The sequence below is a fragment of the Erythrobacter sp. JB1-4 genome, assembly GCF_057365025.1.
The window spans coordinates 355,645-379,280 of the sequence record NZ_CP200292.1; the positions used below are offsets into that span (position 1 = coordinate 355,645).

General features: G+C 56.3%; 19 protein-coding genes. 2 read left to right on the forward strand and 17 right to left on the reverse strand.

Going from position 1 to position 23,636, the window contains the following annotated elements:
- Positions 1-207 precede the first annotated feature (207 nt).
- From AC0V61_RS01825 to AC0V61_RS01860, 8 genes are all read right to left on the reverse strand, one after another.
- Positions 208-2,658, reverse strand: coding sequence for a glycosyltransferase family 2 protein (locus tag AC0V61_RS01825; protein WP_486155557.1), 2,451 nt, complete (start codon positions 2,656-2,658; stop codon positions 208-210).
- Complete coding sequence (locus tag AC0V61_RS01830) at positions 2,655-3,056, reverse strand: GtrA family protein (protein WP_486155558.1); 402 nt, start codon at positions 3,054-3,056, stop codon at positions 2,655-2,657. The genes AC0V61_RS01825 and AC0V61_RS01830 overlap by 4 nt, the downstream gene beginning before the upstream one ends.
- Positions 3,053-5,155 carry a hypothetical protein gene (locus tag AC0V61_RS01835; RefSeq protein WP_486155559.1) on the reverse strand — a complete coding sequence of 701 codons (2,103 nt, stop codon included), beginning with the start codon at positions 5,153-5,155 and terminating at the stop codon, positions 3,053-3,055. Before AC0V61_RS01835 ends, AC0V61_RS01830 begins: the two co-directional genes overlap by 4 nt.
- Complete coding sequence (locus AC0V61_RS01840) at positions 5,148-6,308, reverse strand: NAD(P)/FAD-dependent oxidoreductase (protein ID WP_486155560.1); 1,161 nt, start codon at positions 6,306-6,308, stop codon at positions 5,148-5,150. Before AC0V61_RS01840 ends, AC0V61_RS01835 begins: the two co-directional genes overlap by 8 nt.
- A complete protein-coding gene (locus AC0V61_RS01845; protein WP_486155561.1) occupies positions 6,305-7,345 on the reverse strand; it encodes a hypothetical protein in 1,041 nt (346 codons plus the stop codon). Before AC0V61_RS01845 ends, AC0V61_RS01840 begins: the two co-directional genes overlap by 4 nt.
- Positions 7,338-8,195: a sugar phosphate isomerase/epimerase family protein gene (locus AC0V61_RS01850; RefSeq protein ID WP_486155562.1), complete on the reverse strand. Its 858-nt coding sequence runs from the start codon at positions 8,193-8,195 to the stop codon at positions 7,338-7,340. Before AC0V61_RS01850 ends, AC0V61_RS01845 begins: the two co-directional genes overlap by 8 nt.
- Complete coding sequence (locus tag AC0V61_RS01855) at positions 8,192-9,172, reverse strand: Rossmann-fold NAD(P)-binding domain-containing protein (protein ID WP_486155563.1); 981 nt, start codon at positions 9,170-9,172, stop codon at positions 8,192-8,194. The genes AC0V61_RS01850 and AC0V61_RS01855 overlap by 4 nt, the downstream gene beginning before the upstream one ends.
- Positions 9,173-9,318: 146 nt before the next feature.
- Complete coding sequence (locus AC0V61_RS01860) at positions 9,319-10,665, reverse strand: cytochrome P450 (protein WP_486155564.1); 1,347 nt, start codon at positions 10,663-10,665, stop codon at positions 9,319-9,321.
- Positions 10,666-10,798: 133 nt separating this feature from the next.
- On the opposite strand from AC0V61_RS01860, the gene eda reads away from it, so the two are divergent.
- Complete coding sequence (gene eda, locus AC0V61_RS01865; RefSeq protein WP_486155565.1) at positions 10,799-11,434, forward strand: bifunctional 4-hydroxy-2-oxoglutarate aldolase/2-dehydro-3-deoxy-phosphogluconate aldolase; 636 nt, start codon at positions 10,799-10,801, stop codon at positions 11,432-11,434.
- Between the two features lie 2 nt (positions 11,435-11,436).
- On the opposite strand, the gene AC0V61_RS01870 is transcribed toward eda, so the two are convergent.
- From AC0V61_RS01870 to AC0V61_RS01885, 4 genes are read right to left on the reverse strand one after another with little or no spacing between them, the layout of a single operon-like run.
- A complete protein-coding gene (locus AC0V61_RS01870) occupies positions 11,437-11,877 on the reverse strand; it encodes a response regulator (protein WP_486155566.1) in 441 nt (146 codons plus the stop codon).
- Positions 11,878-11,887: 10 nt separating this feature from the next.
- The gene (locus tag AC0V61_RS01875; protein ID WP_486155568.1) at positions 11,888-13,816 is read right to left on the reverse strand and encodes a sensor histidine kinase; all 1,929 of its coding nucleotides are present in this window, start codon (positions 13,814-13,816) and stop codon (positions 11,888-11,890) included.
- Positions 13,817-13,827: 11 nt separating this feature from the next.
- Positions 13,828-14,493 (reverse strand): response regulator, encoded by a 666-nt coding sequence (locus AC0V61_RS01880; protein WP_486155569.1) that lies wholly within the window; start codon positions 14,491-14,493, stop codon positions 13,828-13,830.
- A gap of 10 nt (positions 14,494-14,503) precedes the next feature.
- Positions 14,504-15,592 (reverse strand): sensor histidine kinase, encoded by a 1,089-nt coding sequence (locus AC0V61_RS01885; RefSeq protein ID WP_486155570.1) that lies wholly within the window; start codon positions 15,590-15,592, stop codon positions 14,504-14,506.
- A 370-nt stretch (positions 15,593-15,962) separates the two neighbouring features.
- On the opposite strand from AC0V61_RS01885, the gene AC0V61_RS01890 reads away from it, so the two are divergent.
- Positions 15,963-16,643 carry a DUF2490 domain-containing protein gene (locus AC0V61_RS01890; RefSeq protein WP_486155571.1) on the forward strand — a complete coding sequence of 227 codons (681 nt, stop codon included), beginning with the start codon at positions 15,963-15,965 and terminating at the stop codon, positions 16,641-16,643.
- A 24-nt stretch (positions 16,644-16,667) separates the two neighbouring features.
- Here the strand turns inward: AC0V61_RS01890 and AC0V61_RS01895 are convergent, their stop codons facing one another.
- The 5 genes from AC0V61_RS01895 to AC0V61_RS01915 are packed head-to-tail and all read right to left on the reverse strand — an operon-like array spanning position 16,668 to position 23,440.
- The gene (locus AC0V61_RS01895; RefSeq protein ID WP_486155572.1) at positions 16,668-17,867 is read right to left on the reverse strand and encodes a CaiB/BaiF CoA transferase family protein; all 1,200 of its coding nucleotides are present in this window, start codon (positions 17,865-17,867) and stop codon (positions 16,668-16,670) included.
- Positions 17,860-19,743 carry a hydantoinase B/oxoprolinase family protein gene (locus AC0V61_RS01900; protein WP_486155573.1) on the reverse strand — a complete coding sequence of 628 codons (1,884 nt, stop codon included), beginning with the start codon at positions 19,741-19,743 and terminating at the stop codon, positions 17,860-17,862. The genes AC0V61_RS01895 and AC0V61_RS01900 overlap by 8 nt, the downstream gene beginning before the upstream one ends.
- Before the next feature lie 3 nt (positions 19,744-19,746).
- Positions 19,747-21,810 (reverse strand): hydantoinase/oxoprolinase family protein, encoded by a 2,064-nt coding sequence (locus AC0V61_RS01905; protein WP_486155574.1) that lies wholly within the window; start codon positions 21,808-21,810, stop codon positions 19,747-19,749.
- A complete protein-coding gene (locus AC0V61_RS01910) occupies positions 21,810-22,739 on the reverse strand; it encodes a hydroxymethylglutaryl-CoA lyase (protein WP_486155575.1) in 930 nt (309 codons plus the stop codon). The genes AC0V61_RS01905 and AC0V61_RS01910 overlap by 1 nt, the downstream gene beginning before the upstream one ends.
- A 20-nt stretch (positions 22,740-22,759) precedes the next feature.
- On the reverse strand, positions 22,760-23,440 hold the full coding sequence (locus tag AC0V61_RS01915) for a GntR family transcriptional regulator (RefSeq protein ID WP_486155576.1): 681 nt from the start codon (positions 23,438-23,440) through the stop codon (positions 22,760-22,762).
- Between the last annotated feature and the right edge of the window lie 196 nt (positions 23,441-23,636).

Below are 23,636 nucleotides of genomic sequence, written 5' to 3' on the forward strand. Positions count from 1 at the left end.
CGCGTAAAAAGCGTTTTCCTACTCACGGTGCGCGCGTCATGATGGCTGCGGCTCTTTCACAAGCAAATCCTGACACGAATTCCAAAAGCAAAGTGTCACTTTCGCTGCAACGATCAAAGCGTTGAAATTGATCAGTTTGTAGGAAAAAAGTGTAGGAATAAGGTGACACATGTGTCACCTTGCGTTTCTTGCAAGTCCCAGCGCAACCTAGTGTGAGGTTCGTTTAAAGACACTGAGATCGCATGTGGAAACAGGTGCGAACCCTTCAATTTGAGACGCATCACCAGCCCTGCTTTGATCGCGCACACTTTGATAGCGCATGAGGAGGTAATCGACCTCCCACAGATCGATAAACGCCGCTTGGCCCTCTGCGGAAAGGCGGCCTTCAGCCATATTGCGCGGCTCCATCATAGTGCGAAGCGAGCCAAGTGCTCCTGCTTTGGCGGCGAATGTGTCATCGCCCATGACAAGGATGCGCGCGTCTTTGTCATCGCCAATGCACTTGGAAAGCGTGGCAACATCGCCCGCGCTATCAAACGCGGACCATTGCTGGCTGTCAAAGCGTCCAGAATTTGCAGCTGACAACAGCTGAACGGCGACGAAGCCGGTCACCCAAAGGCCCATGACGCCAGCAAACATCAGTGCGTAGGTTTGACGCTGGCGAACGGTGCGCCCGAGGGAAATTTGCCAGATGACAAAGACCAAGAACACCGCCCAGAAAAAGGCTGAATAATAACGATATTCAAGATATCCCGTGATGATCTGGGGCAGCATGGAGACCGCTAGGAAACACGCAAAAACAAAAGGCAGCGCGCCTTTAAATGCAGCCCCTTGAACACCGCTCATTGGAATGGGTGCCCTTGCCCCAAGGGCTTGAAACGCGCCAAGCACCGCTGCACCCGACGCAATCGATATCCCAAGCGGTGTGGTGAGCAATGCAAGCCCATTTACAATCCACTGCCCTGTATTGGCGAAGACTTTTGCAGCCCATGCAGCTGGATCATCTGCGAGGCTAGCTTGGGCTTCGGGCCACCAATCTGTGACAAAAGCACGGCTATCAAGCGAGGTTGCAATTGCGGAATTGTCGGTCGCAAACACCTCCCCAAACGTGTGGAGCGAATAGGCAATCCAAGGTGATACAGCGATCACAGTGGCGGCAAACGCGGCGATTGCGCGCGCCGGGCTACGCGTGAGAAATGCAATGGCAATGACAGTGAACACCGGCAAAAACGCTGCATCGAACCGGTTCATAACCGCAAGACCTGCGACAAACCCAATCCCGACAGCACGAAGGAGGCTCATCGAACGCCCGGCCATCAAGCCATACAAAACAAGCGCATAGAGCAGCAATTGCAGAGCAATTGTGCGCCCCCCGATCAATTCATCCCACACCATGCTTGGCCCAAGCAAAAGGCTGAAAGCCACAGCGCCCCCCGCCCAAGGCGTATCGATTATCCTTTGTCCAATGCGTTCAGAGACAAGCACAAAAGCAAAGTAGCTCAAAAATGCGAGGTAAAGTCCGGTGCGCGCACCAGTGTTCAATAAACCGTCGACCAAGGCGATGAGACTTGGCCAAAGCGGTGCGAAGGCGCTCGAATAGTCCGATATGCTGGCATAGCTTCGGAAATGGCTAAAGCGGTAAAAGTCGGCAAACACCGTCTTTGAAAGCTCATAGAAAGCCCAGCTGTCAGGCGAATAATCTGGTGCGGCCACCACGCTGGCAAGCAGGGGCAAAAGTACGAAAGCTGCAAGGAGCGACGGCCATATCAGTGAATAGGTTTTGCGCGCCGCCTGCTGCGCTGCCTCCCGCGGTGTGTGCCCGCCGGTTGCAGCCTGCACCGTCTCCCCCAAAAGCGCGAGCTTAGAGGAAAACCCGCCGATCTTTGTCGGCACCTTGCCGCTTTGAGGATAACGCCGGATGACGGGAACATGATCGACTTTGAGGCCAAGCTGCCCGGCCCTGACAGTGAGGTAAAACAGGAGGTTGTACACCTCAAACTCGCTGCGGAATGGGCGCACACCGGGATGGGTGAGATAGCGCGCGGAATAGGCTCTGAAACCGTTGGTGGTATCTGTGAACCAATGCCGGCCTGCGATACTAAGAAGCGGTGCGTGGATAAAACGGTTGGCGATGGTGCGCTCAAGCGGAGTGTTCTCCGCCTCGCCGCCCGGCAGATAGCGCGAGCCTTGGACATAGTCGCAGCCCTGATCAAGCTTGGCGACGAACTGAGCGACCGCCTCCACCCCATCTTTGCCATTGCCATCGATGGTGACAATGCCCTGATATCCCTCACGAAGACACCACGCATAGGCCATGCGCAATTGTGCAGAAAGCTTGCCCGGACCCGTCTTGGTCAGCACAGCGCGAACGCCGATGGGCTCTACAAATTCAGCATCCAGAGAGCCGTCGGTTGAGCCTCCATCTGCAACGATGACGTCGACTTTAAGATTGGCGTTCTTGATCCGGGTAAGCTGTCCCTGAATACGCTCGCCCTCGTTTATGACCGGAATGACAAGCGCGTACTTGTGCCTTTTTGCGCAATAGCTTGCCACGTCATGAGAAGGCACCTCCCACTCGGTATCCTCTGGCGCACTCGAACCTGGCGCGGTGATGCCGGGCATATTGGTGCCGGGGATATTGGCGTCAGGCGCGCTCACGATGCGTTCTCCTGCTCGGGCGAGCCTGCAAAAACGAAGAGCTTGCTCAAGGTGAAGTTCACGAAGAACGATACCCCTGCCCCGCAAATGAGGATCGCCAGCGCGTATTCGCCAGCCAGATAAGCATTGAGCGCTGCCACAACGCAAACACGCACCAAAAGCGTCAGCCCTGCGACCAGCCCGTACTTAGCCCCGCGGGCAAAAGACAATTCGCGCACGCCTTCGCGAAAGCTCCACAGTTGATGCAGCACATAGTTCGCGCAAGCAGCGCACACAAAGCCGATGACCGCCGCAAGCTCCAAGCGCACACCGCCAAGCTCGTGCAGGCCAAATGCGATAGCAATATCAAGAAGCACACCCATCACGGTGACCGCAAAGAAGCGCAGCATCTCGCTCATTTGCTTATCTCCGCGATCAGATCATCGACACCGTCCGAAAGGCTTGGCAAAGCGCCGTAATCGATAGGCGCATAAACCCGCGCAAAGCACTCACCCCAACCGATGGAAGAACCGTTCATGACCTCAAACGTGAGCTTGGTGACCTCGCCAGATGCAACGGGTGTGGAGACTTCGATCATCCTTGCATTCGGGATGCCATAGCGCGGGAAATCGCTCCATTGGGCCTCGGCCGAAGCCCGGGTGAAAGGCGAGTCCTCAGTGACAGTGAGCGCTGCGCCGCGTGTGCTTGCATCAAAGCCCTCGCGCTCAATAAAGAGCGATGCGACGCCAGTTTCGCTCGCCTCCACGGACACTACAAAGCGGCCATATGTCCAATCCGTAATCTCGCATTTCGCCTCTTGAGGACGCGGCGTTGTGTTTGTTCTAATCCACAATATGTGCTGATCACTGCGGCCGATGGGCCTGTAAAGATCGCGCAAATTCTTGAAGAAAGACCAGTTGGCGCGCGTGTTCCAACCTGCCCAGCCGGAGTAATCGGGCGCTATTGTAGTGACTGCAACGGTCTTGCCGAACAGCAGCTCGTTAAAGTCAATCCGCCCCTGCTCACCCAGCGCATGGATCAGTGAACCCACAGGCGCAGGGCTTTTTGTGCCAGCAGCGATGTCCAATGCCGAGGTGTAGACAGAAAGCAAACGCCGGTTCTGAGCAAAACCGCCCTCACCAAGGAAATCTGAGAGGCGTTCCATCGCCGCAAGGTCTTCGGCAGTTTGCGGATTAACGTAAAACCCAAGCTTTGCGGAGTAGACGGTGCGCTCGGTCTGAGCTGATGTGCTCACGAAATTGGCACCGTCCAATGCGACCATGGTGAGCGCTGAGACAGATGCTAAAGCAGGAACCACAAAGGCTGGCGCCTTGCTCCAAAGCGATTTCACGAGCGAGAAGAGCGGCTTTTGAAAGAGTATCAAGGGCGAACAGACACCCAGCACAAATGTGATGGCGTTATATTCTGCGCCGATATGTCCACCGATCTGCGGGATCAACGCGGTGCCCACGATACTGGCTGCGACAAATAGGAACGCGGCCAAACGCACTGGTGAACCTTTCCCTCTCATGCGCTTAACACCGGCAAAGATCACGCTTGCTGTGAGCATGATCAGACTCAGTGTTGAAAACCAATGGCCCGAGATAAAAATTCGCGGGATATCGAGAAGCGAAAGCACGCGCGTGTCTTTATCCCACGGGCCAAAATACCAGAATTGGTCTCCTGCAACGTCCGTGAAATTGTATTGCATCCAACCGCCGGGGTCACCGTGGGTAACAAGCATGAGACCTGCAAAAGCGGAAACTGCAATTCCAAGGATGAAGGCAAGCAAACCCTTCACCGCCAAGCCCCAATTGGGCCAAAGCGCTGCGGCAAGCCCTATGGCGCATGCGATCACTAAAGGTATGCCAGCATCGTTGGACCACAACAGCCCCAGCCCTGTGACAAGCCCAAGCCAAATGGCGGGCACCACCAGTTCAGTCGCCAAGATCCGGCGAATTGCCCAGACGAAAACCGGCAGAACAAAAAAGGGCAAAGCCCCGCGTAAAGGCCGCAAGGAGACCCCGGGATCAAAAGTCGCAGGATAAGGTAGTCCCACCAGTCCTGCGGCCAAAGCGCCGACATAGTAGAACACGAAAATCAACCCGATAACCCAAAGCCAGCGCTGTTGACGCGCAATAGGTCGAAGCATCCAAACGATGGCATAGGCACCTGCAAAACTGCCGATCATGACCATTGCGTATGCAGAGAGTGTCGACGCCCACAAGGTCTGACCAAATGCCACAAACCCCGGCAAAAGCGAGAGGATCATGGTCACGCCAAGATAGGATTGGAACTCCTCCCCAATCTTTGCCCCATCGGCAAAGTTATCAAGAGCAAACCACGTCTGCATCGCACCGTCGATGGAATGGAGGCTGTGGTCATACAGGAGGGTTGCGCCTCTAAGCGCTACCAAAAGTGCCAAGAAAAGCACCAGCAATACTCTTGGCAAAAGCCGTCCGCGCCGCTGATCTACAACTTCAGCGACCGGGCCAGAACGCCCCAAAGCCTCAGGCATATTGCACCCCAAGGACAAAACCAGAATGCAGCTTTGAAAATTCAGGAGCGGTGCTTTGGACGGCTTCGAACAGGTCGTAAATGTTGTCGATCTTGCCGCCTAGGATCGAGATCACCCGGCCGGCACCTGGCGATTGATGATACAGGATGGGTCGCCCGTCATCCTGCTCATTTTTCACCAGCACCGTTTTCACATCATAGATCGAGCGGTGATATTTCGAGCCTTTTAAACACGGCAGATATCGCTGTGCGTCACGCAGCATGAAGGCATAGCGGGTCGCGTATTCACTGCTTGCAAAATGGCGATAGGGATCGCGTGTCGCCCGCTCATCGCTCCAACTTTCATGCGGAGTGTAACGCACATGCGTCAGCGAATAGAGCCCGGCAGATGGATATGGCATGGTCGAGAAAAACGGCCCATCCATCACCGTAATCCCGCGCGCGCTGAGCTCTTGCGGTGGCTCGATCAGGGCAAGTTCTGCGACCTCGTATTTGAGCCGCGCTTTAGGAAGCTTTGCCATCTCCAGCACGGAATTGATCTGCGCATAGGTGATGTTGAATGCGTATCTTGCGGTGATCTCGCTCCCGTCTGAAAGCCCTGCGCTAACGCTATCGTCGCTTGCATCGAGCGCCTCAACCTTGGTCGAAAGACGCAATTCAATCCCCGCTTCATCCAATCGCTTTGCCATGGCATTGGCAAGGATCGAATAGTCGAAAGCGGTCTCAAAACACGCAAAGACCTCTTCCACCAGATCGGCGTCAAACAACGCGCGGTCATTGGGTGAGGCCACTTCAATCGGCGCACCCATGTCGCCAAACATTCGGTGGAATTTCTTAGCGGTCACTTTGGAGCGACGTTTGGCGATCGCATAGAGCATTTGAAATTCATCGACGATCGCTTCGGGAAAATCCTCGAGGAATTTGCGGTGAAGCAGCATGGATTTGACCGCTGTGACAGCCGAGCGCGGGTAATGAAACCCGGTGTGGACGCGCGCCTGATTGACGCGGCTTGCCCGTGTCATCAAAGCGTCCGAGGCTTCCACCAAAAGGACTTTGTCAGAGATTGAGCGCAGATAAAGCGCCAAACAGCAGCCATAAAAGCCGCCGCCGATCACGACATAATCATATGGGGTGGGATGCGTTTTCACAGTCACTCACCACCGCGAACCGCTTTGGGACCGTTGGTGCGCGACCAGTTCTCACTTTCGAGCTCGACATTCAGGTCAACGGCCACCTTGCCAAACAGATCGATCCGGTTGACTTCTTCCGACACACGCTCGCCCTTTTCGCGGGCTTGTTGACGCAAAAGGTGCTGCAATCCAAGGCTAAGACCAAGGGTCGAGACCCCCATAAAGACTGCGCTCACCGCGAGCATCGTATTGGTGGTGAGCCAACCGGGTGCAAGGGTGTCCAACATAATGACAGCGCCAATGATCCAAGCCGAATAGGCCAAGCCGACAAGCGTCAAGATGGTCGAAGAGATCGCTACGACCGAAAGAATGATCGGCGTCAGATAGACCAGCAAGGTTTGGAGCAACTGCATCCGCCGTCCGACGTCCTTGAAAGCGCTGCGAGAAGAGACCTCCTTGGACGTCTTAAATGACGCAAGGGGCAGGCGCGGATCACGTGGAGGATAACGCAAGGCCAAGCGCGGTTCGTCGTGCGCAAGAATATGATTGAGCAGCGTTCGTGGCATCGCAATCGACTGAAAATCGCTTGGGTAAACGGCAAAGCCAGCAAGGCGGCCAAGCGCGATGAAGGGGTAGCTTAAAAGCGTCTTGAACGGGCGGCTCTTCCCGCAATTGGCAAGCGCAATCGCATTGGATTTCTCGGCATGATCGAGGAAAGCGCGCACATCCATATGGGCAGCTTCATCTTCCTGCGCGATCAGAACCAGATCACCGATGGCCTCTTCTGCGGCAATCACGCGGCGTTCGTAATATTCGGTGCCTTTGCGCACGACGAACAGCCGCACATCACTCACCTCTTCGACAAGAGGAAGGAATGCATCCTTCTCATGTGCTTCGACCACCAGGATGAGCTCACGGAAACGGTAAACCTGGTCGAGATCATCGGCGATTTTGCGGATCGTATCGAAGGTCTGCGCCTTTGCAGGAGGTGTTGCGAAACAAACGGATACAACGACATCTTCACGCTGCTTGGCAAAGCTCTTGGCCTGAGGTTCATGCATGAGCGACCTCCCCCATTACACCGGCAGCAATGGAGGCCTGCACAAGTGCAGCGATGGAACTTCTCACACCTATGATTGCGTTATCAGGTCTGCGCATTTCAATGGAAACCGCCTTCGAGTAACCATGCTCAGCAAGTGCGCCGAGGATCGGTGTCAAACGCTCTGGTGCGGCCGGCGCAGGAGCAAGCTCAGGCTCGCTTACGTGGACATGATTAAGGGTGGGGGTGAGAGTTTGGAGATGCTCCGGCACTGCATCGAAGCTCTCATTCATATGCATTGCGCCCAAATCAAGGATCGCAGCGATCGCCGGGTGATCAACTTGCTCAACAAAAGCGCGTGCCTGTTCGAGAGTGTTTAGGAAGTTTGTGCCGTAAGCTGCTGGATTGGCCTCAACAGTTATACAAGTGCCAACGCTTTGTGCCCTATCGCCAAGCTCGCGGAACAGATCGGCGGCCTGATCAAGCGCTGCGTCCATTGCCATTTCGGCAGGTACTTTGCGCTGTTGAGGTGATCCAAATACGAGGTTCGGGATGCCAAATCGGCCCGCAAGATCAATTGCACGGTGCATGCCTCCAACCAAGGCCGCGCGAGCATCTTTGCCATCGAAAAGACCGGCACCTTGAACACCGAAAAGCAGCGACTGCATCGATACAAATGAAAGTCCATGATCCGCTATTTCCAAAAGCGCTTCGGTGGCCTCTGCCTTGCTAGGCACAAAAGGATCATCGCTTGCATGAAAGAACAAACCGGGCGCAATTTCAAGGCCGGTGAAACCCGCGTCCGCCATGGCAAAATAGGCTTCCATTCGCTCTTCAGGAGCCCAAGCGATATTGGACATAGCAAGCTTCATGGCTTGCCCCTTTCGCTCTGATAAAACTCACTCAGCCGCTCAAGCGTATCGTTTGCGCCAAAAAGATAAGGCCCATTTGTGCCCCACAAAACGCCATGTGCCGAATGCATGTCCTCACTGTGCAGGCGCGCCGATGTCTCGGGCATATCGAGACCGGTCAGCCGCTTGTGGATCACTTCAGCTTTAATCGGCTCAGATGCGCAATGCAGATGGCTTAGCCCTGCATCACTTGCTATCGCGATATCGCGCCACAAACGCTCGATCTGGTAATATTGGTATGTCGTCGCGCGGTTGTGAAACTGCGTTGCGGAAAGGCCAAGTTCACCGACAGCCCTATCCAAAGCGGGCCGGCGTCCATCGCTGTTCAAGGAAGGACGATCCAGCTTCAACAGGCCCGTCGCAGCGTCGGGAGTATATAACTCATCGACCCAATCAGCGAGATCCGCAGCAAGCCCATCACGCAAAATGCCAAGCTTCTCAGCCGTCAACATAGAGGGCACAGGGTTCATCAAATCGAAGATGAAATTCTTGCGAAGGCCCTGGCCAAACAAAGCTGGCAAACGCACCACAAGGCTGTTTGCAAAATGCTCCTCTACGAAGACCTCAAGCTCGCGGCGATGGCGACCATAGGCAAGCTCTTTCTGGAAATCCTTCGTGCTTTCAACGTGCTGTCCTGCGAAGTTGGAAAGAACGGCAATTGAAGAGATAAGGATAAAGCTTTCGGCATGCACCTTGGCGAGGCGATCAATCAGGCCGTGTATCTGAGCCCGGTCCCGCTCTGGCGCGGTGTTCGCCTCGAGCATTGATCCCGGAGCCGCAGCGCAAACGACACTGGCGAATGCGTGTCCCTCAATCTCGCCGATATTTCGGCTGTTGAAGCAGGCGTCAAAGGAGGTCTGACGCCGAAGCGCTGTCCCGACAAAACCGGTCGCACCAACAAGGGCTGTGCGCTGTGGGGCGTTTGCTGACCCTGTCATCAAGTGGTCCGTTTGCTGTCCTGTCCACGTGAACTCAAAATTTCACGGTCAGCCATAACTCGGATTGATAAGGAATCTGTTAATCACGCCCACGCTTGATTGACGCTGGGTTCGCGCATTTTCTCAGCCGCTGCGCGGCGCACAAATTAACCGCATTCCCCCTCGGGCCGAAGAGTGATCCGGGACTTGGGATAAGGCGTAAAGCCATGGACCGGCGCAACCTTAGCCCTTCGCACAAGGTGAGCAAGGATTGTGACCGCTTCCATCATCGCAAAACGCATACCGATGCAAATGCGCGGACCGCCAGAAAATGGGATGAACTGATACCGATGGTGATCACCCGAGCGCTCCGGCGAAAAGCGTTCAGGATCAAAGTGATCTGGCGCATCCCACAGCTTGGTGTGGCGATGCATTGGATAGATCGCCAGTACAATCTGATCACGTTTTTTGACCGAAAGATTGGTTAGCTCCACATCTGCATTGGCCACCCGCACCATAGTAGGGGCCGGCGGGTACAGCCGCATGGCTTCTTTGATCACCCATTCATGCACTCGAAGCTCACCCAAATGCTGCGCCTTCACGTCCCCCTCCCCGCAAACCTCACGCGCCTCTCGCGCGAGGTGCTCCTGCCATTCAGGAGCATTGGCGAGCAGGTAAAGCGCCCATGTAAGCGCCAAAGAGGTGGTCTCGTGCCCTGCACCAATAAAGGTGATAATATTGTCGCGCAGCTCAACATCGCTAAGGCCATCGCCCGTTTCCGGGTCGCGCGCATCGATCAGGAGGTTGAGTAGGTCTGCGCGCGCTTGCCCACTCGCCCGGCGTGATTTCACAGCTGTCATCGCATCAACGCGAAGCCGTTCGACAGCCGCCCGGCCTTTGGCACCCCACGGCCGGGGAAGTGATCTCAAAGGCGGCACGAGGTCCAGTAAGTCAATCTTGCCAAGGTGTTCTAGGAAGTAAGCGACATCCGCGGCGATCCTTTCCGGATCAAGCACCTCCTCATCACCTGATAAAAGCGCGCCAGCGATAATCTCAAAGGTCGCATCAATCATGACCGGCAGCACATCACGATCCTGCGAACTGTGCGCGATCCGTGCCGCGGCCTTTCGCGCCGCCACATTCATATCAGGCAGCAGGTCATTCAAACGGTCGTGCCTGAACGCAGGTGCTGCCGCTTTGCGCTGGGTCCGCCAGTCGTGACCTTCAGCCGTCAAAAGCCCATTGCCCGTCGCTCCAGACAAAATGCGATGCTCCACCTCGCCTTTGGGAAAAGCCGACTGGTGCGTCAAAAGAACGTCTTGGAAAGTCTGCGGGTCGCTGGTGTGGACGATATTGCGACCTACAAAGCGGCGCTTGTGGAAATGCTCACGGTAGAGATGGTCTGAATAAACCTCGACCGGATTGCTCAAAAGCTTTCCGATTGCAGCAAAAGTCGACGCATCTTCCGGCAACCGGTTGACCGTTATGGGTTTGAACAATGCAGTGCTTGCCATGGCTTTTCCTCCTCAAGCCGCAGCGCCCGGATACCATCTAAGGGTCCTCTGTTGAATACGAATTCGAAAGCTCCAAATTTCCTCGCGCTTGGCCCGCGCTCGACTTATACTCGCGATGAAAGGGAGACGCCGGATGAGCGACACGACAAATTTCGATCCAAGCGAAATCGAGCGGGTAATGAAAACGGCGCCGGTGATCCCTGTGCTGGTTGTGAAAGACGTGGGCAAAGCGCGCGAACAGGCTGAGGCGTTGGTTGATGGCGGTCTCAAAGTGCTTGAGGTGACGCTGCGCACCCCCGATGCTTTGGAAGCGATCAAGCGGATGAACCTTGTACCCGGAGCCATCGTGGGTGCGGGGACGGTTATCAACCCGCGCCAATTGGACGAAGCGCGCGGCAGCGGGTCGGAATTCATCGTCTCACCGGGCCTCACCCAAAGTTTGGGCAAGGCAGCGATTGCAAGCGGCCTGCCGTTTCTGCCCGGCGTTGCAAATGCAGGCGATATTATGCGCGGCCTTGATATGGGGCTCACACATTTCAAGTTCTTTCCTGCGATGGCGTCCGGCGGCATTCCTGCATTGAAGGCGCTCTCTGGACCCTTTGGTCAGTGCCTCTTTTGTCCCACAGGCGGCATTTCGGCGCAGACCGCGCCCGACTGGCTGGCTCTAAAAAACGTGCTGTGCGTCGGGGGAAGCTGGATTGTCCCAGAGGCTGCAACCCTGGAAGAAATCAACGAACGCGCCAAGGCCGCCGCCGCTTTGGCTTCCTAGGTTTACGCGGAGGTGCGCAGGCGCTCGTAAAGAAGGCGCGTTTCGAGAAGGTTCGAGATACGAAGACCCACTTCGATCACGTCAAAGGGCTTTGCGACGAAATCCTTCGCGCCCAGTGAAAGTGCCTTTCGCCGTGCTTGGATAGTGGTGTCCGCTGTAAGAACCAGAACGGGGCGAAACTCATCAACGGCATCATGGCGCGAGAACGCCTCGAGCAACTGAAAACCATCGATCTCAGGCATCATCAAATCAAGCAGCACCAGATCAGGCTGCAAATCCATGTATGACTGTAGCCCCTTGCTTGAATCGGTGAGGCAATGAACGTCGGTATATCCTTCTCTTTGCAAAAGGTTCTGCAAGAGGAGTACGTTGGCTTCTTCGTCGTCAATTACCAGTATTCGACGAGCGAGAATTTCCTTGGGGTCAATCAATTGGGTTGGCATGGCCGTGCACCTATTCCGCAGCCTGCTGCGCGTCCAGAGTGTGAGAATTGCGGGTTAACGAAAACCAGAACCGTGCGCCTGGATTAAGCGGCGCATAGTCGATTGTGCCCCCCATCGATTCCACCAGACTTTTCGACAGCGCAAGGCCAAGGCCTGTGCCCTCGCTATGAGAGCGTTTGTGTTGGCCAAGGCGGTCGAACGCGGTGAACAAGCGTGAGAGGTTTTCAGGGTCTACACCGGGCCCGTCATCCTCCACAAAAACGGTGACATCATCGCCCTCACCAACAGCGCCCAATCGCACAAACGACCCATCCACATTGTATTTTGCGGCATTGCTGACAAGGTTGAGGATCACTTGAGTTGTTCGGCGCTTGTCGGCTTGTACGATGGCCGGGTTTGCAGGCAGGTCGATCTCGAAACGAAGGCCCGCCGCTGTCACGATCGGATGGGCAAGGTCACGCACCTCTTCAAGCAACTGTGCGATATCGACCGCTTCAATCTCGACCTCTTCGGCACCGGCCTCAATACTCGAAATGTTAAGCAGGTCGTTGATGAGAGCAAGAAGGTGGCGGCCCGCCTTCGCGATCTGATGAATGGCATCGCGGTGCGGTTTGGCGAAGCTTTCCTCGTCAATCTCAAGAAGCTGACCAAAGCCGAGGATTGCGTTTAGGGGCGTGCGAAGCTCGTGACTGGTGCGAGAGAGGAACTCGCTTTTGGCAAGATTTGCCGCGACTGCCTCCTCTTGCGCCGCACGCAAATCTTCCTCGCTGCGCCGTCGTTCTGTCATGTCCCGGGTGACTTTGGCAAAGCCTTGAAGCTCGCCACTTTCTCCACGCAGCGCAGTGATGACAACATTGGCCCAGAAACGCGTACCGTCTTTGCGGATACGCCACCCTTCATCCTCAGCCGTGCCCTTTTTGCGCGCAGCATCAAGCATTTCGTCGGGAAGATACTCGCGTGTGTCCGAGGGGTAGAAACGGCTAAAGTGCTTGCCAACGATTTCTTCTGTCTGCCAACCTTTGATCCGCTCAGCTCCAAGGTTCCAACTGGTCACGATCCCCTGTGGGTCGAGCGCGAAAATGCCATAATCGCTGACTTGCTCGATCACGAGCCGGAAGCGCTCTTCGCTTGCCTTTAGATCATCTTCGCGTTTTCGCAGCAGCGCGCTTGCACGCGCCAACCTTTGTGCAAGGCGGCCAAGTTCATCGGCTTCTTCGGGAGGCGCTTCGAGGCGTTCACCGCGCGCCAATAGCTCGGCATCGCCTTCAAGCTTGCTCACGCGGCGGACAATTCCGGTTGAAAACAGATAGACGGCCGCAAAACTGCCCAAAAGTCCGATGATTGCACTGACCGCGGTAAGTGTCAGAAAGCGCGTGCGCACATCGTCCACAAGCGCGCGCCTGCGATCAAGAACGACACCCTCAAGCCGCTGAATGTTATCAATCTCAGCGCGCACAGCATCGAGCGCCAACTTGTTTGCAACGAGCGCTTCTTCGATCTGATCAAGGCTTGGTTGAGTGGCGGATTGCGTAAGAGCAATTGTTGCGCGCAGACCATCGCGCTTGGTCTGTGTGACCTGCAAAAGCTCGATAAAACGTGGCCGAACGGTCTCGTCTTCAATCGCCGCTTCAAGCCTTTGCAAAGTGACAGGCAGATCCTGTTCTGCTGTGTAATAGGGAGCAAGAAAGCGGTCTTCGCGTGTCAGCGCGTAACCGCGAACGCCTGCCGCCGCCTCGGCGAGCAGAGCGTGCACCTGATAAACGTCGCGCTGAATGGCAAATGCACGGCGCACGTCATCCTCCGCTTCGCTCTCTGCGTTCGAGGCAAGATAAAGCGAAACGAGTGCCCCAAGCAGCACCGCCAAAGGCAAGGCCACGACCACAAGGCCTTTGAAGGCAAGTGGACGATCAGTCCAAAAGTGCCGAGAGCCTTTGATCATCCCGCCAACCTTCAAGCCCTTCCAGCTTGCGCCGACTTGAGCTTGGTTGCGAGCACGGCAGCCTGCGTGCGATCAGCAACGCCCAGCTTTGCAATCAAACGTTCCACATGGACTTTGACCGTTGCAGGGCTGATCTCCAATTCGCGGGCGATTTCTTTATTGGTTTGCCCCTCTGCCACGAGAGCCACAACCTCTTGTTCGCGCCCGGTCAAAATCTCGCTCAAGTCTCCCTTTGCACTCGTCATAGACTCGCTGCTCATAGCGGCGTTGACAAGGTCAAGCGGTATAGCAGAACGGCCATCCATCACCTGCTCAATCGCACTTCGCAGATCGCCTATCTCAGTGTCTTTGAGCACATATCCAGCCGCCCCCGCCGAAAGCGCGGTGCGCACATAGCCGGGCATATCATGAAGTGTGAGCATGATTACCTTTGTGGTAAGCCCCAGTGCCGCAATCCGACGCGTGGCCTCTAAACCATCGATCCCATCACCAAGGCGCACATCCATCAAAACAATGTCAGGGATAAGCTCGCGGACTTTGTCGATAGCTTCCTCGCCTGTGCTGGCAAGGTGGATGGTTTCAAAGTCACCGCCCGAAAGAACAGCACGAAGGCCCTCGCGGGCCAGTTGATGATCATCAACGATTAAGATGCTGGGTGAAATCGTGGCTTGTGACATAATGAATTCCTTACGCCTTTGCGGGGAATTGCACTTCGACGAAAACTCCGCGTTTGTCGCCTGCGCCCCATTTTAATGAACCACCGATTGCCGCCATTCGTTCCTTCATGACCTCGATACCGACATTGTTACCGGGCGTCATGCCTGCTTGTTTGGTCTTTTCAGAGGGGCCAATCCCTTCATCCTCGATCCTGAGCACTGCTGGCTGGGTATCGAAACGGGCGGTCACTTTTACCTTGCATGGCCCGCCTGCATGCTTGCGAATATTGGTCACCGCTTCTTGCGCAATGCGGAACACCGCCGTCTCGATCAATGGCGATAAACGCACATGACCTTCATCAACGCACTGTTCCACCGCAAAACCATCCTCCTCGAGCGCGTCAAACAAGGCTTGAAGAGCTGGCAACAGACCAAGATCATCGAGCAAGGTGGGACGAAGCCCAGCGATCACTCGGCGCAACTCCGATACGAGAGACCGGGCAACTTGCGCAGGGTTCATCGGATTGTCAGACCCATTTTCGCCGTGCGACGGACTTTCTAAAATTCGCACCAAAGCGGTCGCTGTTTGCGCGACCCCATCGTGCAGTTCGTGGCTCACCCGGCGACGCTCTTCCTCTTGCGCTGTAAAAATTTGATCGAGCAATGTCCCAAGCATCTTTTCGCGTTCTTGCAAAGTCGAAAGCAGATTGGTCCGCTCTTGCTCTTTACCAATGCGATCAATCGCAAGACCCAGCAGATCAAGCTCCATGCGGAACGCCTCGCGATCCTCTTCGTCGCGAATTGCCTCCAGCCCGCCAAGCCCTTCGACACATAGCCAAGCCACAACCTCGCCTTGGTCACCCGGTGCATTAATCGGAACTGCGCCTTCGGCATCAGGTCTCTGCATACCCAATGTCACCGCCGCGCCCCTACACCCAACAAAGAACGCAAGTCGCTCCGCACAGCGCCCGACGATTGTTTCCATATTGTCGCTATTGGCGCCTGCTAAGTCGCGGGCTGACACGGAAAGCAATCGCAGGCGTGCAGCACGCGACTCCGCTGCGCGATAGAGTTCGCGCAACTCGGCGATGCTCTCGCCATCAGATGGTAGGACGGACAAAGGGTTCGGCATCCTTTCCATAATAGAGCCGATTGCCAAAACTGCATACGCCATCTGGCTTACGCCGGGAAGCTCGCCAATCGGCTGATTTGGGCGAGCGAGCGTGTGAGTAATAGTTCAAGCCTCGGCGTGTCCGACAAACCAAGAGCGGTGCCTCCTGACCCCACACCCTCCCCCTCCCCAAGATGGGGGCACCGCGATTGGCAAAACGAACCACCGATAACAACCACTTGGGGATCACTCCGTTGCATTGCGTGATGCGCATTAGACGTTTTTGCAAAGCCCATGCCTTAAGCGCCCCAATTACATCGCGTTCCAAACAGACCACCCCAATCAAACGAGGCATAATGTGAGAAAAGCATCCAAGGTCATGAATATATGTGGCCTCGCGCTTCTATCTGGCGCTTTGGCGACCTTCGCCGCTACCCCGGCTAGCGCAACCGAGGATGACTTTAATATCTGGACTGGTCAGTTTGTCACCATTGACCTTGGTGAAGACAAAGACTGGTATGTGCGCGCTGAGGCGCAAGAGCGTTTCACTAACGATGCTGACCGTTTGGGACAGCTATTGCTCCGCTCCTTTGTCGGCTATCGCATAACCGACAAGGTCAATATTGGCGGTGGTTATGCTTACATCTTGACCGATCCCATCGGCCCGGCTGAACTTAATGAACACCGATTTTATCAAGAGCTTAACGTGCGTCTGCTGGAAAAGGATGGCGTGACGCTGGATTCGCGCACGCGTCTTGAACAGCGCACCTTCGAAGAGGCCAATGGCACATCATGGCGCTTTCGCAACTTCGTACAGCTAAAGGTGCCGATCTCTGAAAATAACAAGTTCGTTGCCTACACCGAGCCCTTCATCGAACTGAATGATACCACCGTGCAAAACGGTGGGCTGAGCGTGTGGCGGAATTTTTTCGGTGTTTCGGTGCCGCTTGGCAATGGAGTTGAGGCAGTGCCTGGCTATCTCAACCAAACGGTCTTTCGTGATGGGCGCGAGGACCGGATGGACCACGTTGCCAACGTCAATGTGTTTGTGAAGTTTTAGAGTAGTCCAATAGATGAGCGCGGGTCACATAAACCCGCGCTCTGATTTGTCTGCGACTTCGCTTTCATCCCAGCCAAGGACTTCGCTCATCACCTCAAGATTGTGCTGTCCCGGTGTCACGGGCGCAGTGCGACGCACGCAGCCTTGTGTTTTCGAAAAGCGCGGGAAAGCGTTTTGCATTTTGAGTTTTCCGTGGCCTTCGGTTTCCACTTCAATGATCGCCTCGCGGTCTTGGAAATGCGGGTCGGCGAGCATGTCCTTGGCGGTGTAGACGCGGCCAGCGGGGATTGAATATTCAATCATCAGTGCGTCAAGCTCATCAATGGTCAGCGTTGCGGTCCATTCGTTGATGAGATTGTCGAGTTCCGTTTGATTTTTGCCGCGTGCAAGGTGTGTCGCATAGCGTTCGTCCTCACCAAGTTCCGGACGCCCCATCGCTTGTGCGAACCGCTTGAAAATCGCGTCATTGTTGGCGCCGATCATAAACGGGCCGTCTGAGCAGGAATAGACGTTGCTTGGTGCAATACCGGGGAGGATTGATCCGGAGCGTTCGCGGATGAAGTTGTTTTGGTCATATTCCGGGACCAGCCCTTCCATGACCTGAAGCACGGCCTCGTAGAGCGCAGTGTCGATCACCTGCCCCTCACCCGTTTTCTCGCGGTGGTGGAGCGCCGCCAGCACGCCCATAGTGCCATAGGTTGCGCATAGCGTATCGCCGATGGAGATGCCCATGCGTGCAGGGGGTCGGTCGGGATCGCCCACGATATAGCGCCATCCGCCCATCGCCTCGCCAATGCCGCCAAATCCGGCGCGTGTTGAATACGGGCCTGTCTGGCCATAGCCCGACATACGCGCGATGATCAGGCCGGGATTGGTCTTGTGGAGTTCCTCGGGGCCGAGACCCCATTTCTCCAGCGTTCCGGGCTTGAAATTCTCGATAAGAATGTCAGCTTTCGCGATCAACTGACGAGCAATATCCTGCCCCTCAGGCACGCGAAGGTTGCAAGTGACCGACCGCTTATTGCGCGCGATTACTTCCCATTGGACCTTTTCCTCGCCCTGCCCCCAAACGCGCATGGGGTCGCCCTTACCTGGCGCCTCAATCTTGATGACGTCTGCGCCCATATCGCCAAGCAATTGGCCGCAAAAAGGCCCCGCCAAAAGCTGGCCCATTTCGACTACGCGCAGGCCCTTTAGAGCGCCATTGTTTGCAACATCACCCATGACGTTGTTGATCCCATGAAGGTTGAATTGGCGCGGCAAGGCCGGTTTCTTCCTCGCACGCCTCGCGCAACGCTTCGATGCCGGGGCCATAGTCAAAGAGGGAGAGTTCACCGCGCCCGGATTTCATATCAGCGCGAAGGATATCGGTCGCAGCAAGGTCCACGGCATGATCGTGATCGATGATGACCCCATAATCACGCGCGCCTGCGATGGTGATGAGGCCTTGGCGCACTTCGAGTGCCACCAGCTCAGGATCGCGCTCAAGCGGGTCGCCCCAGCCGCCACCACCCCAGGTGATAAAGTGCAATTGCTCGCCCGCCTTCACCTCGACATCTTCGACCTTGTTGCCGACGATCTCGGTGGTGCCATCGGCGCGCTCGAGAAGCTTGGTCGCGCGTTTGCCGGGGTGACCGCCATTGACGCCCCATGGCGGCACGAACCAACGGTCATCATGGATCGCAATCGCGCCGTCCGCCAAGAAGCGATAGGTCATATGAATGCCATTGCCGCCCCGGTGCAGACCGGCGCCGCCGGAGTCTGGCGAAGTCTCATACCGCTCGATCCGCAGCGGGAAGTAGCGTTCAAGAAACTCGTTGGGCACATTGGTGAAGCCCGGCCAGAGCGAGTGTCCGTCCGGACCATCGCCAAGAGGCCGTCCCGGAATACCGCCAAAGCCGATTTGGAACAGCTGGAACCAGTCCGCCTTCTTGCCTTCTCGGTTGTCCCAGCCCGAGTAAAACAGGTGAGGCGATGAAGAGAAGCCAGCCGCGTTTAAGAACTCAGGCGTGCCCTGCCCCAGCAGACCTCCGAGAATGTCGAAAATCCGGCCCAGAGCGTGGGTGCGGCCTGAAAGCGCTGCGGGGAACTTCGGCTTGAGCAGCGAGCCTTCTGGAATGCGCACTTCGATCAGGTCATAGAACCCATCGTTGAACAGGATCTGCGGGTCAAAGACCATGATCATGTAGATGCCAAAAAACATCTTGAACATGTTCTCATTCAAGTAGAAATTGATCGAGGCCGCGCTTTGAGGATCGGTGCCGTCGAAGTCCAAAATCACCTTATCGCCGTCGCGCCACATGGTGCATTTGATCTTATAGGGACCGTAGCCCTTACCATCGTCGCAGATGAAATCTTCGAAGCTGTTTTTCGCCTCGGGGATCGCCTGACTGATAAGCGCCTTCATAGCGCGGTGGTTGCGCGCGAGCAGTTCCTGCGTTGCGGAATAATAGACATCATCGCCAAAGCGCTCTGCCATTTCGATGAGGCGGTTGGAGGCCACGCGGCAACTGGCGATGAGCGCGTTGAGGTCAGCCTGACACCAATCGGGCTTGCGCGTTTGGTGCATGACAAGCTTCATCAGGTCGTCATTATATTCGCCTTTTTTCCAGATCTTAACGGGCGGAATACGCACGCCTTCTTGGAAAATTGAGGTCGCCTCAATCGGCATGGAGCCGGGCACCATACCGCCAATATCGGACTGGTGCCCGAACATGGCGGTGTAAGCGATGAGCCGGCCGTCCTTGAACACGGGCAGCATGACAAGCCAGTCGTTGGAGTGGCTGATCGCGCCTTCGCATGAGTACGGATCGGAGAGGAAAATCATGTCTCCGTCTTCGATCGTGCCCTCAAAGCTTTTTAGAAATCCGCCGATGAAGCTGCCGAACTGGCCCACGATCATCTTGCCCGATGGGTCTGCGATCAGCGGAAAGGCGTCGCCTTGCTCGCGAATACCGGGGGACATAGCGGTGCGCACAAGCGTCGCGTCCATTTCCGTGCGAGCATTGCGCAGCGCGTTCTCGATAATGTCGAGCGTGACCGGGTCGATGTCGAGTTTTTTGAAGGGCGTTGGATTGGTTTCGATGATTTGTGCTGGCATCGTTTAGCCCTCCATCTTGGTTGGGTTGATGAGGATGTTGCCCACCGCATCAATCGTCGCGGTGCAATCGTGTTCGACGAGGGTGGTCGAATCCATCTCGGTGATGATCGCAGGGCCGGGGATCGTGTCCCCTTGGAGCAGTTTTGCGCGGTCGTAGATAACGGCTGCACGCTCCTCCCCGTCCATCCACAGCGTGTGGTCTTTGATCTTCGCGTTCGTGGGATCGCAATTGCCTTTGGGAAGCTGTTGGGCTTCGAGTTCGAGCGACTCTCCGAGCGCAACTGCACGAAGGTTCACGATCTCGTGAGGTGTATCCATGTTGAAGGTGAAGAGGCGATGGTGCTCTTCATCGAACCTAGCAAGGATGCCTTCAATGCCCTTTTCACGCAAAGTCGCTTGGTCGATTGTAAGCGGAACTTCAAAGGCTTGGCCTGCGTAGCGCACATCGACTTCGAACTCGCTGGTGATGCTATCTGAAGGAATGCCATCGGCCTCCAATTCAGCGCGAGTTTGCGCCGCCATCTCGTCGAGCAATGCGATGAGGTCATTCACATCAGTCTGATCCGCAAGCTTGCTGAAAGAGCGCGCTGTTTCCGTGCGCATCCGCGTTGTCGCATCGCCAAGCGCGCACAGCACACCGGGAGAAACAGGCGAGACCGCAGGCCAAGAGCCCATCAATTTTGCCACCGCATTCACATGCAAAGGCCCTGCTCCGCCAAAGCCCATGAGGGCAAAGTGACGCGGGTCATAGCCTTGCTGAACGCTGATCATTCTCAGAGCGCCGAACATGTTCTCATTGACGATATCAATGATCCCGCGCGCCGCATCCATAAGGCTCACACCCAGCGCATCAGCGATGGTTTGCACCGCTTTTTTCGCGCCCTCACGGTCGAGCTTGAACGATCCGCCCAGCAGGTCTTCGGGCAAGTAGCCAAGCACCACATTGGCATCGGTCACCGTGGGCAATTCGCCGCCCTTGGAATAGGCCACTGGCCCCGGCACAGCGCCCGCGCTCTCGGGACCCACCCGAAGCGCGCCGGTAAGCTCAGGCACGTGAGCAATAGAGCCACCGCCTGCCCCAACCGTCTTCACATCAAGAGCCGAAGCGCGCACCGACAAGTGCCCCACTTCCGTGGTCCGCACCCGGCGCGGTTCAAGGTTTTCGATCAGCGCGACATCGGTTGAGGTTCCGCCCACATCCAGCGTCAGGATGTTCTTGAGCCCCGCGTTCTTCGCCACCCAAACCGCACCCGTCACACCGCCAGCAGGGCCAGACATCAAGATGTTGACGGGATGCTCTTGCGCCTTCTCGCTGCTCATCAAGCCGCCATCGGAACGCAGCAGAGAAAGCTTACCCTTCACCCCTGCCTCGACCAGCTTGTCGCGCAAGTTGGAGATGTAATTGCCCACCACCGGACGCACCGCCGCATTGGCGACGGTGGAGAGCGTGCGCTCATATTCCTGCATTTCGGGAAGCACTTCGTGGGATAGCGAAATCGGTACATCGGGGCCGAAGACTTCCGCTGCAATCGCGCCGATTTGCGCTTCATGCGCGCCGTTTACATAGGCGTTGATGAGGCTGACCGTGATCGCCTCGACGCCTGAGGCTTTGAGCTGTTCCAAAGCCGCCCGCGCGCCCGCTTCGTCGACCGGGCGCACTTCGTTGCCATCGGCGTCCATCCGGCCACCCACGGTGAGCGTGTCCTCAAGCGCCGCCAGAGGCTGAGGCTTGGGCCACACGATCCACGCCGCCAAACCGCCGGGCACAAAACTGCGAGCGATCTGCATGATGTCACGGTAGCCCTCAGTCGTGATGAGCCCGACCCGCGCGCCCTTGTTCTGGAGCACCGCATTGGTTGCGACGGTCGTGCCGTGCAGGAAGAACTCAATATCGCCCGGATCAACACCCGCCTCGGCAGTGATCGCCAGCACGCCGTTGAGGATCCCTTCCGAACTGTCATGCGGGGTCGAGGGCGTCTTGTGCCGCCAGAAAGCCCCAGAATCTTGATCGAACAGCAGCAGGTCGGTGAACGTGCCACCCACATCCACACCCAGACGGTAACGCATCAGGCGGTTTCCTTCTTGTCAGATTGGGCGGTCGGAAAACCGCCAGATTTGGCAACCATCGCCGGAAGCTCTTTGCCCATAATGGGGGAGAGCCATGCGTTGGTTTCAATGAGTTTTGTAAGCGAAACGCCGGTGTCTATCCCGGCCCGCTCCAGCATATATTGCACGTCTTCGGTGGCGACATTGCCCGCAGAACCCGGTGCAAAAGGACATCCGCCCAGCCCGCCGATAGAGGCATCAATGGTCGAGGCCCCCGCCTCAATCGCGGCCCACACATTGGCAAGGCCCGTCCCGCGCGTGTTGTGAAAGTGCATTCGCACGGGCAGGTCCCCCACGACTTCTTTCACGCCCTTGATCAGGCGCGTTACATGCGCAGGGTTTCCAACGCCAATGGTGTCGGCAAGCGCGATCTCAACCGGTCCAGCCTCTGCAACAGCCTTGGCCATTTCAATAACGCGCGCCTCGGCAACTTCGCCTTCAAAGGGGCAGCCGAAACTCGCCGCGATGGTCGCTTGCGCCGTTTTGCCAGCCGCCTTGGCCGACGCAATAATCGCCTTCGCCGCCTCAACCGAGCCGTCAGACGTCTGCCCCTGATTGCGCATTGCAAAGCTATCGGTGGACACACAAACTGCGCCCAGCTGATCAATCCGGCCAGTGGCAAGTGCGCGATCAGCCCCGCGCTGGTTCATCACAAGGCCAATGTAAGTCACATCATCGCGCGCCGGCAGGCCTGCACACACATCGTCGGCATCTGCCATTTGCGGCACCGCGCGCGGGTTGACAAAGCTCGTGACTTCAATCCGCCGTGCACCGGCGTCAATCGCGCGCTCAATAAGGGCAAGCTTATCGGTGGTGGAGACCGCAACTTTTTCGTTCTGGAGCCCATCGCGCGGGCTCACTTCGACGATCTCAACACTTTTTGTATACACTGTTGCCGCCATACTACACCTTATGCCACCCCCTTCTTGAGCTCTTCACGCGCCCCACCAAGGCCCTTATGGGCATCGGCATAAGCATGAAACGCGCGGCGGATGTGCCCTGCCATTATGCTTTTTGCCCATGCCCCATCGCGCCTTTCAAAGGCAACCAAAAGGTCTGCGTGTTCACTGTGCGATGATTTAAAGGCCTCAGGGTCGTAATGTTGGGCCGTGCGCCAAACCACAGGCTGTTCGATAAGCGCTGTGAGAAGCCCCTTAAGACGCGGAGAGCCCGCCGTATCGAGCACAATTGCATGGAATTCCCGGTTGCGCTCCAAGAACGTAACCACATCCGGTTGAGGCTTGGAGACTGCCGCCAAAATCGCTTTATTACATTGCTTTAGCTGAGTAATCACTTCATCCGTCATGCGCTGCGCTGCGCGCTTTGCCGCATGACCTTCAAGCATGGCCCGCAATTCAAACGCATCCGCCACATCATCTAAAGACCAATCAGCGACATAGCTTCTTTGCGACTCGGTCCGACGCACCAAAAGGTCCGCTTCAAGCTGGCGCAAAGCTTCTCTCACCGGTGTTCTGGAAACCCCGCAAGTCTCCGCCAAAGCTTCCTCACGCAAAGCGTCGCCCGACGACAATTCGCCGGACAAGATCATGGCTCTTATCGTTTCATAGGCGCGATCGGACGCTTTGGTCATAGCGGGAATTCTTCGTCCATCAGGCGGGGTTTGCAAAAGGCAATGACAAAGGTTGGAGAACCTTGACTTGCACCAATTGTATACAATAAAGCCTGACACATGCAAGGCGCTCTTCAAAAGCGTCCGAATTGCACGAGTGGCGGGATCCACTTTGATCACCGGGCCAAAGGGGGCCTTTTGATCAGGTGCCAAAAAA

Excerpts from the sequence above, each read along its gene's own strand:
- AC0V61_RS01830 (WP_486155558.1), bottom strand. The coding sequence starts at position 3,056 with ATGAGCGAGATGCTGCGCTTCTTTGCGGTCACCGTGATGGGTGTGCTT.
- AC0V61_RS01835 (WP_486155559.1), bottom strand. The coding sequence starts at position 5,155 with ATGCCTGAGGCTTTGGGGCGTTCTGGCCCGGTCGCTGAAGTTGTAGAT.
- AC0V61_RS01845 (WP_486155561.1), bottom strand. The coding sequence starts at position 7,345 with ATGCATGAACCTCAGGCCAAGAGCTTTGCCAAGCAGCGTGAAGATGTC.
- AC0V61_RS01850 (WP_486155562.1), bottom strand. The coding sequence starts at position 8,195 with ATGAAGCTTGCTATGTCCAATATCGCTTGGGCTCCTGAAGAGCGAATG.
- AC0V61_RS01855 (WP_486155563.1), bottom strand. The coding sequence starts at position 9,172 with ATGACAGGGTCAGCAAACGCCCCACAGCGCACAGCCCTTGTTGGTGCG.
- AC0V61_RS01860 (WP_486155564.1), bottom strand. The coding sequence starts at position 10,665 with ATGGCAAGCACTGCATTGTTCAAACCCATAACGGTCAACCGGTTGCCG.
- eda (WP_486155565.1), top strand. The coding sequence starts at position 10,799 with ATGAGCGACACGACAAATTTCGATCCAAGCGAAATCGAGCGGGTAATG.
- AC0V61_RS01870 (WP_486155566.1), bottom strand. The coding sequence starts at position 11,877 with ATGCCAACCCAATTGATTGACCCCAAGGAAATTCTCGCTCGTCGAATA.
- AC0V61_RS01875 (WP_486155568.1), bottom strand. The coding sequence starts at position 13,816 with ATGATCAAAGGCTCTCGGCACTTTTGGACTGATCGTCCACTTGCCTTC.
- AC0V61_RS01880 (WP_486155569.1), bottom strand. The coding sequence starts at position 14,493 with ATGTCACAAGCCACGATTTCACCCAGCATCTTAATCGTTGATGATCAT.
- AC0V61_RS01890 (WP_486155571.1), top strand. The coding sequence starts at position 15,963 with ATGAATATATGTGGCCTCGCGCTTCTATCTGGCGCTTTGGCGACCTTC.
- AC0V61_RS01895 (WP_486155572.1), bottom strand. The coding sequence starts at position 17,867 with ATGGGTGATGTTGCAAACAATGGCGCTCTAAAGGGCCTGCGCGTAGTC.
- AC0V61_RS01900 (WP_486155573.1), bottom strand. The coding sequence starts at position 19,743 with ATGCCAGCACAAATCATCGAAACCAATCCAACGCCCTTCAAAAAACTC.
- AC0V61_RS01905 (WP_486155574.1), bottom strand. The coding sequence starts at position 21,810 with ATGCGTTACCGTCTGGGTGTGGATGTGGGTGGCACGTTCACCGACCTG.
- AC0V61_RS01915 (WP_486155576.1), bottom strand. The coding sequence starts at position 23,440 with ATGACCAAAGCGTCCGATCGCGCCTATGAAACGATAAGAGCCATGATC.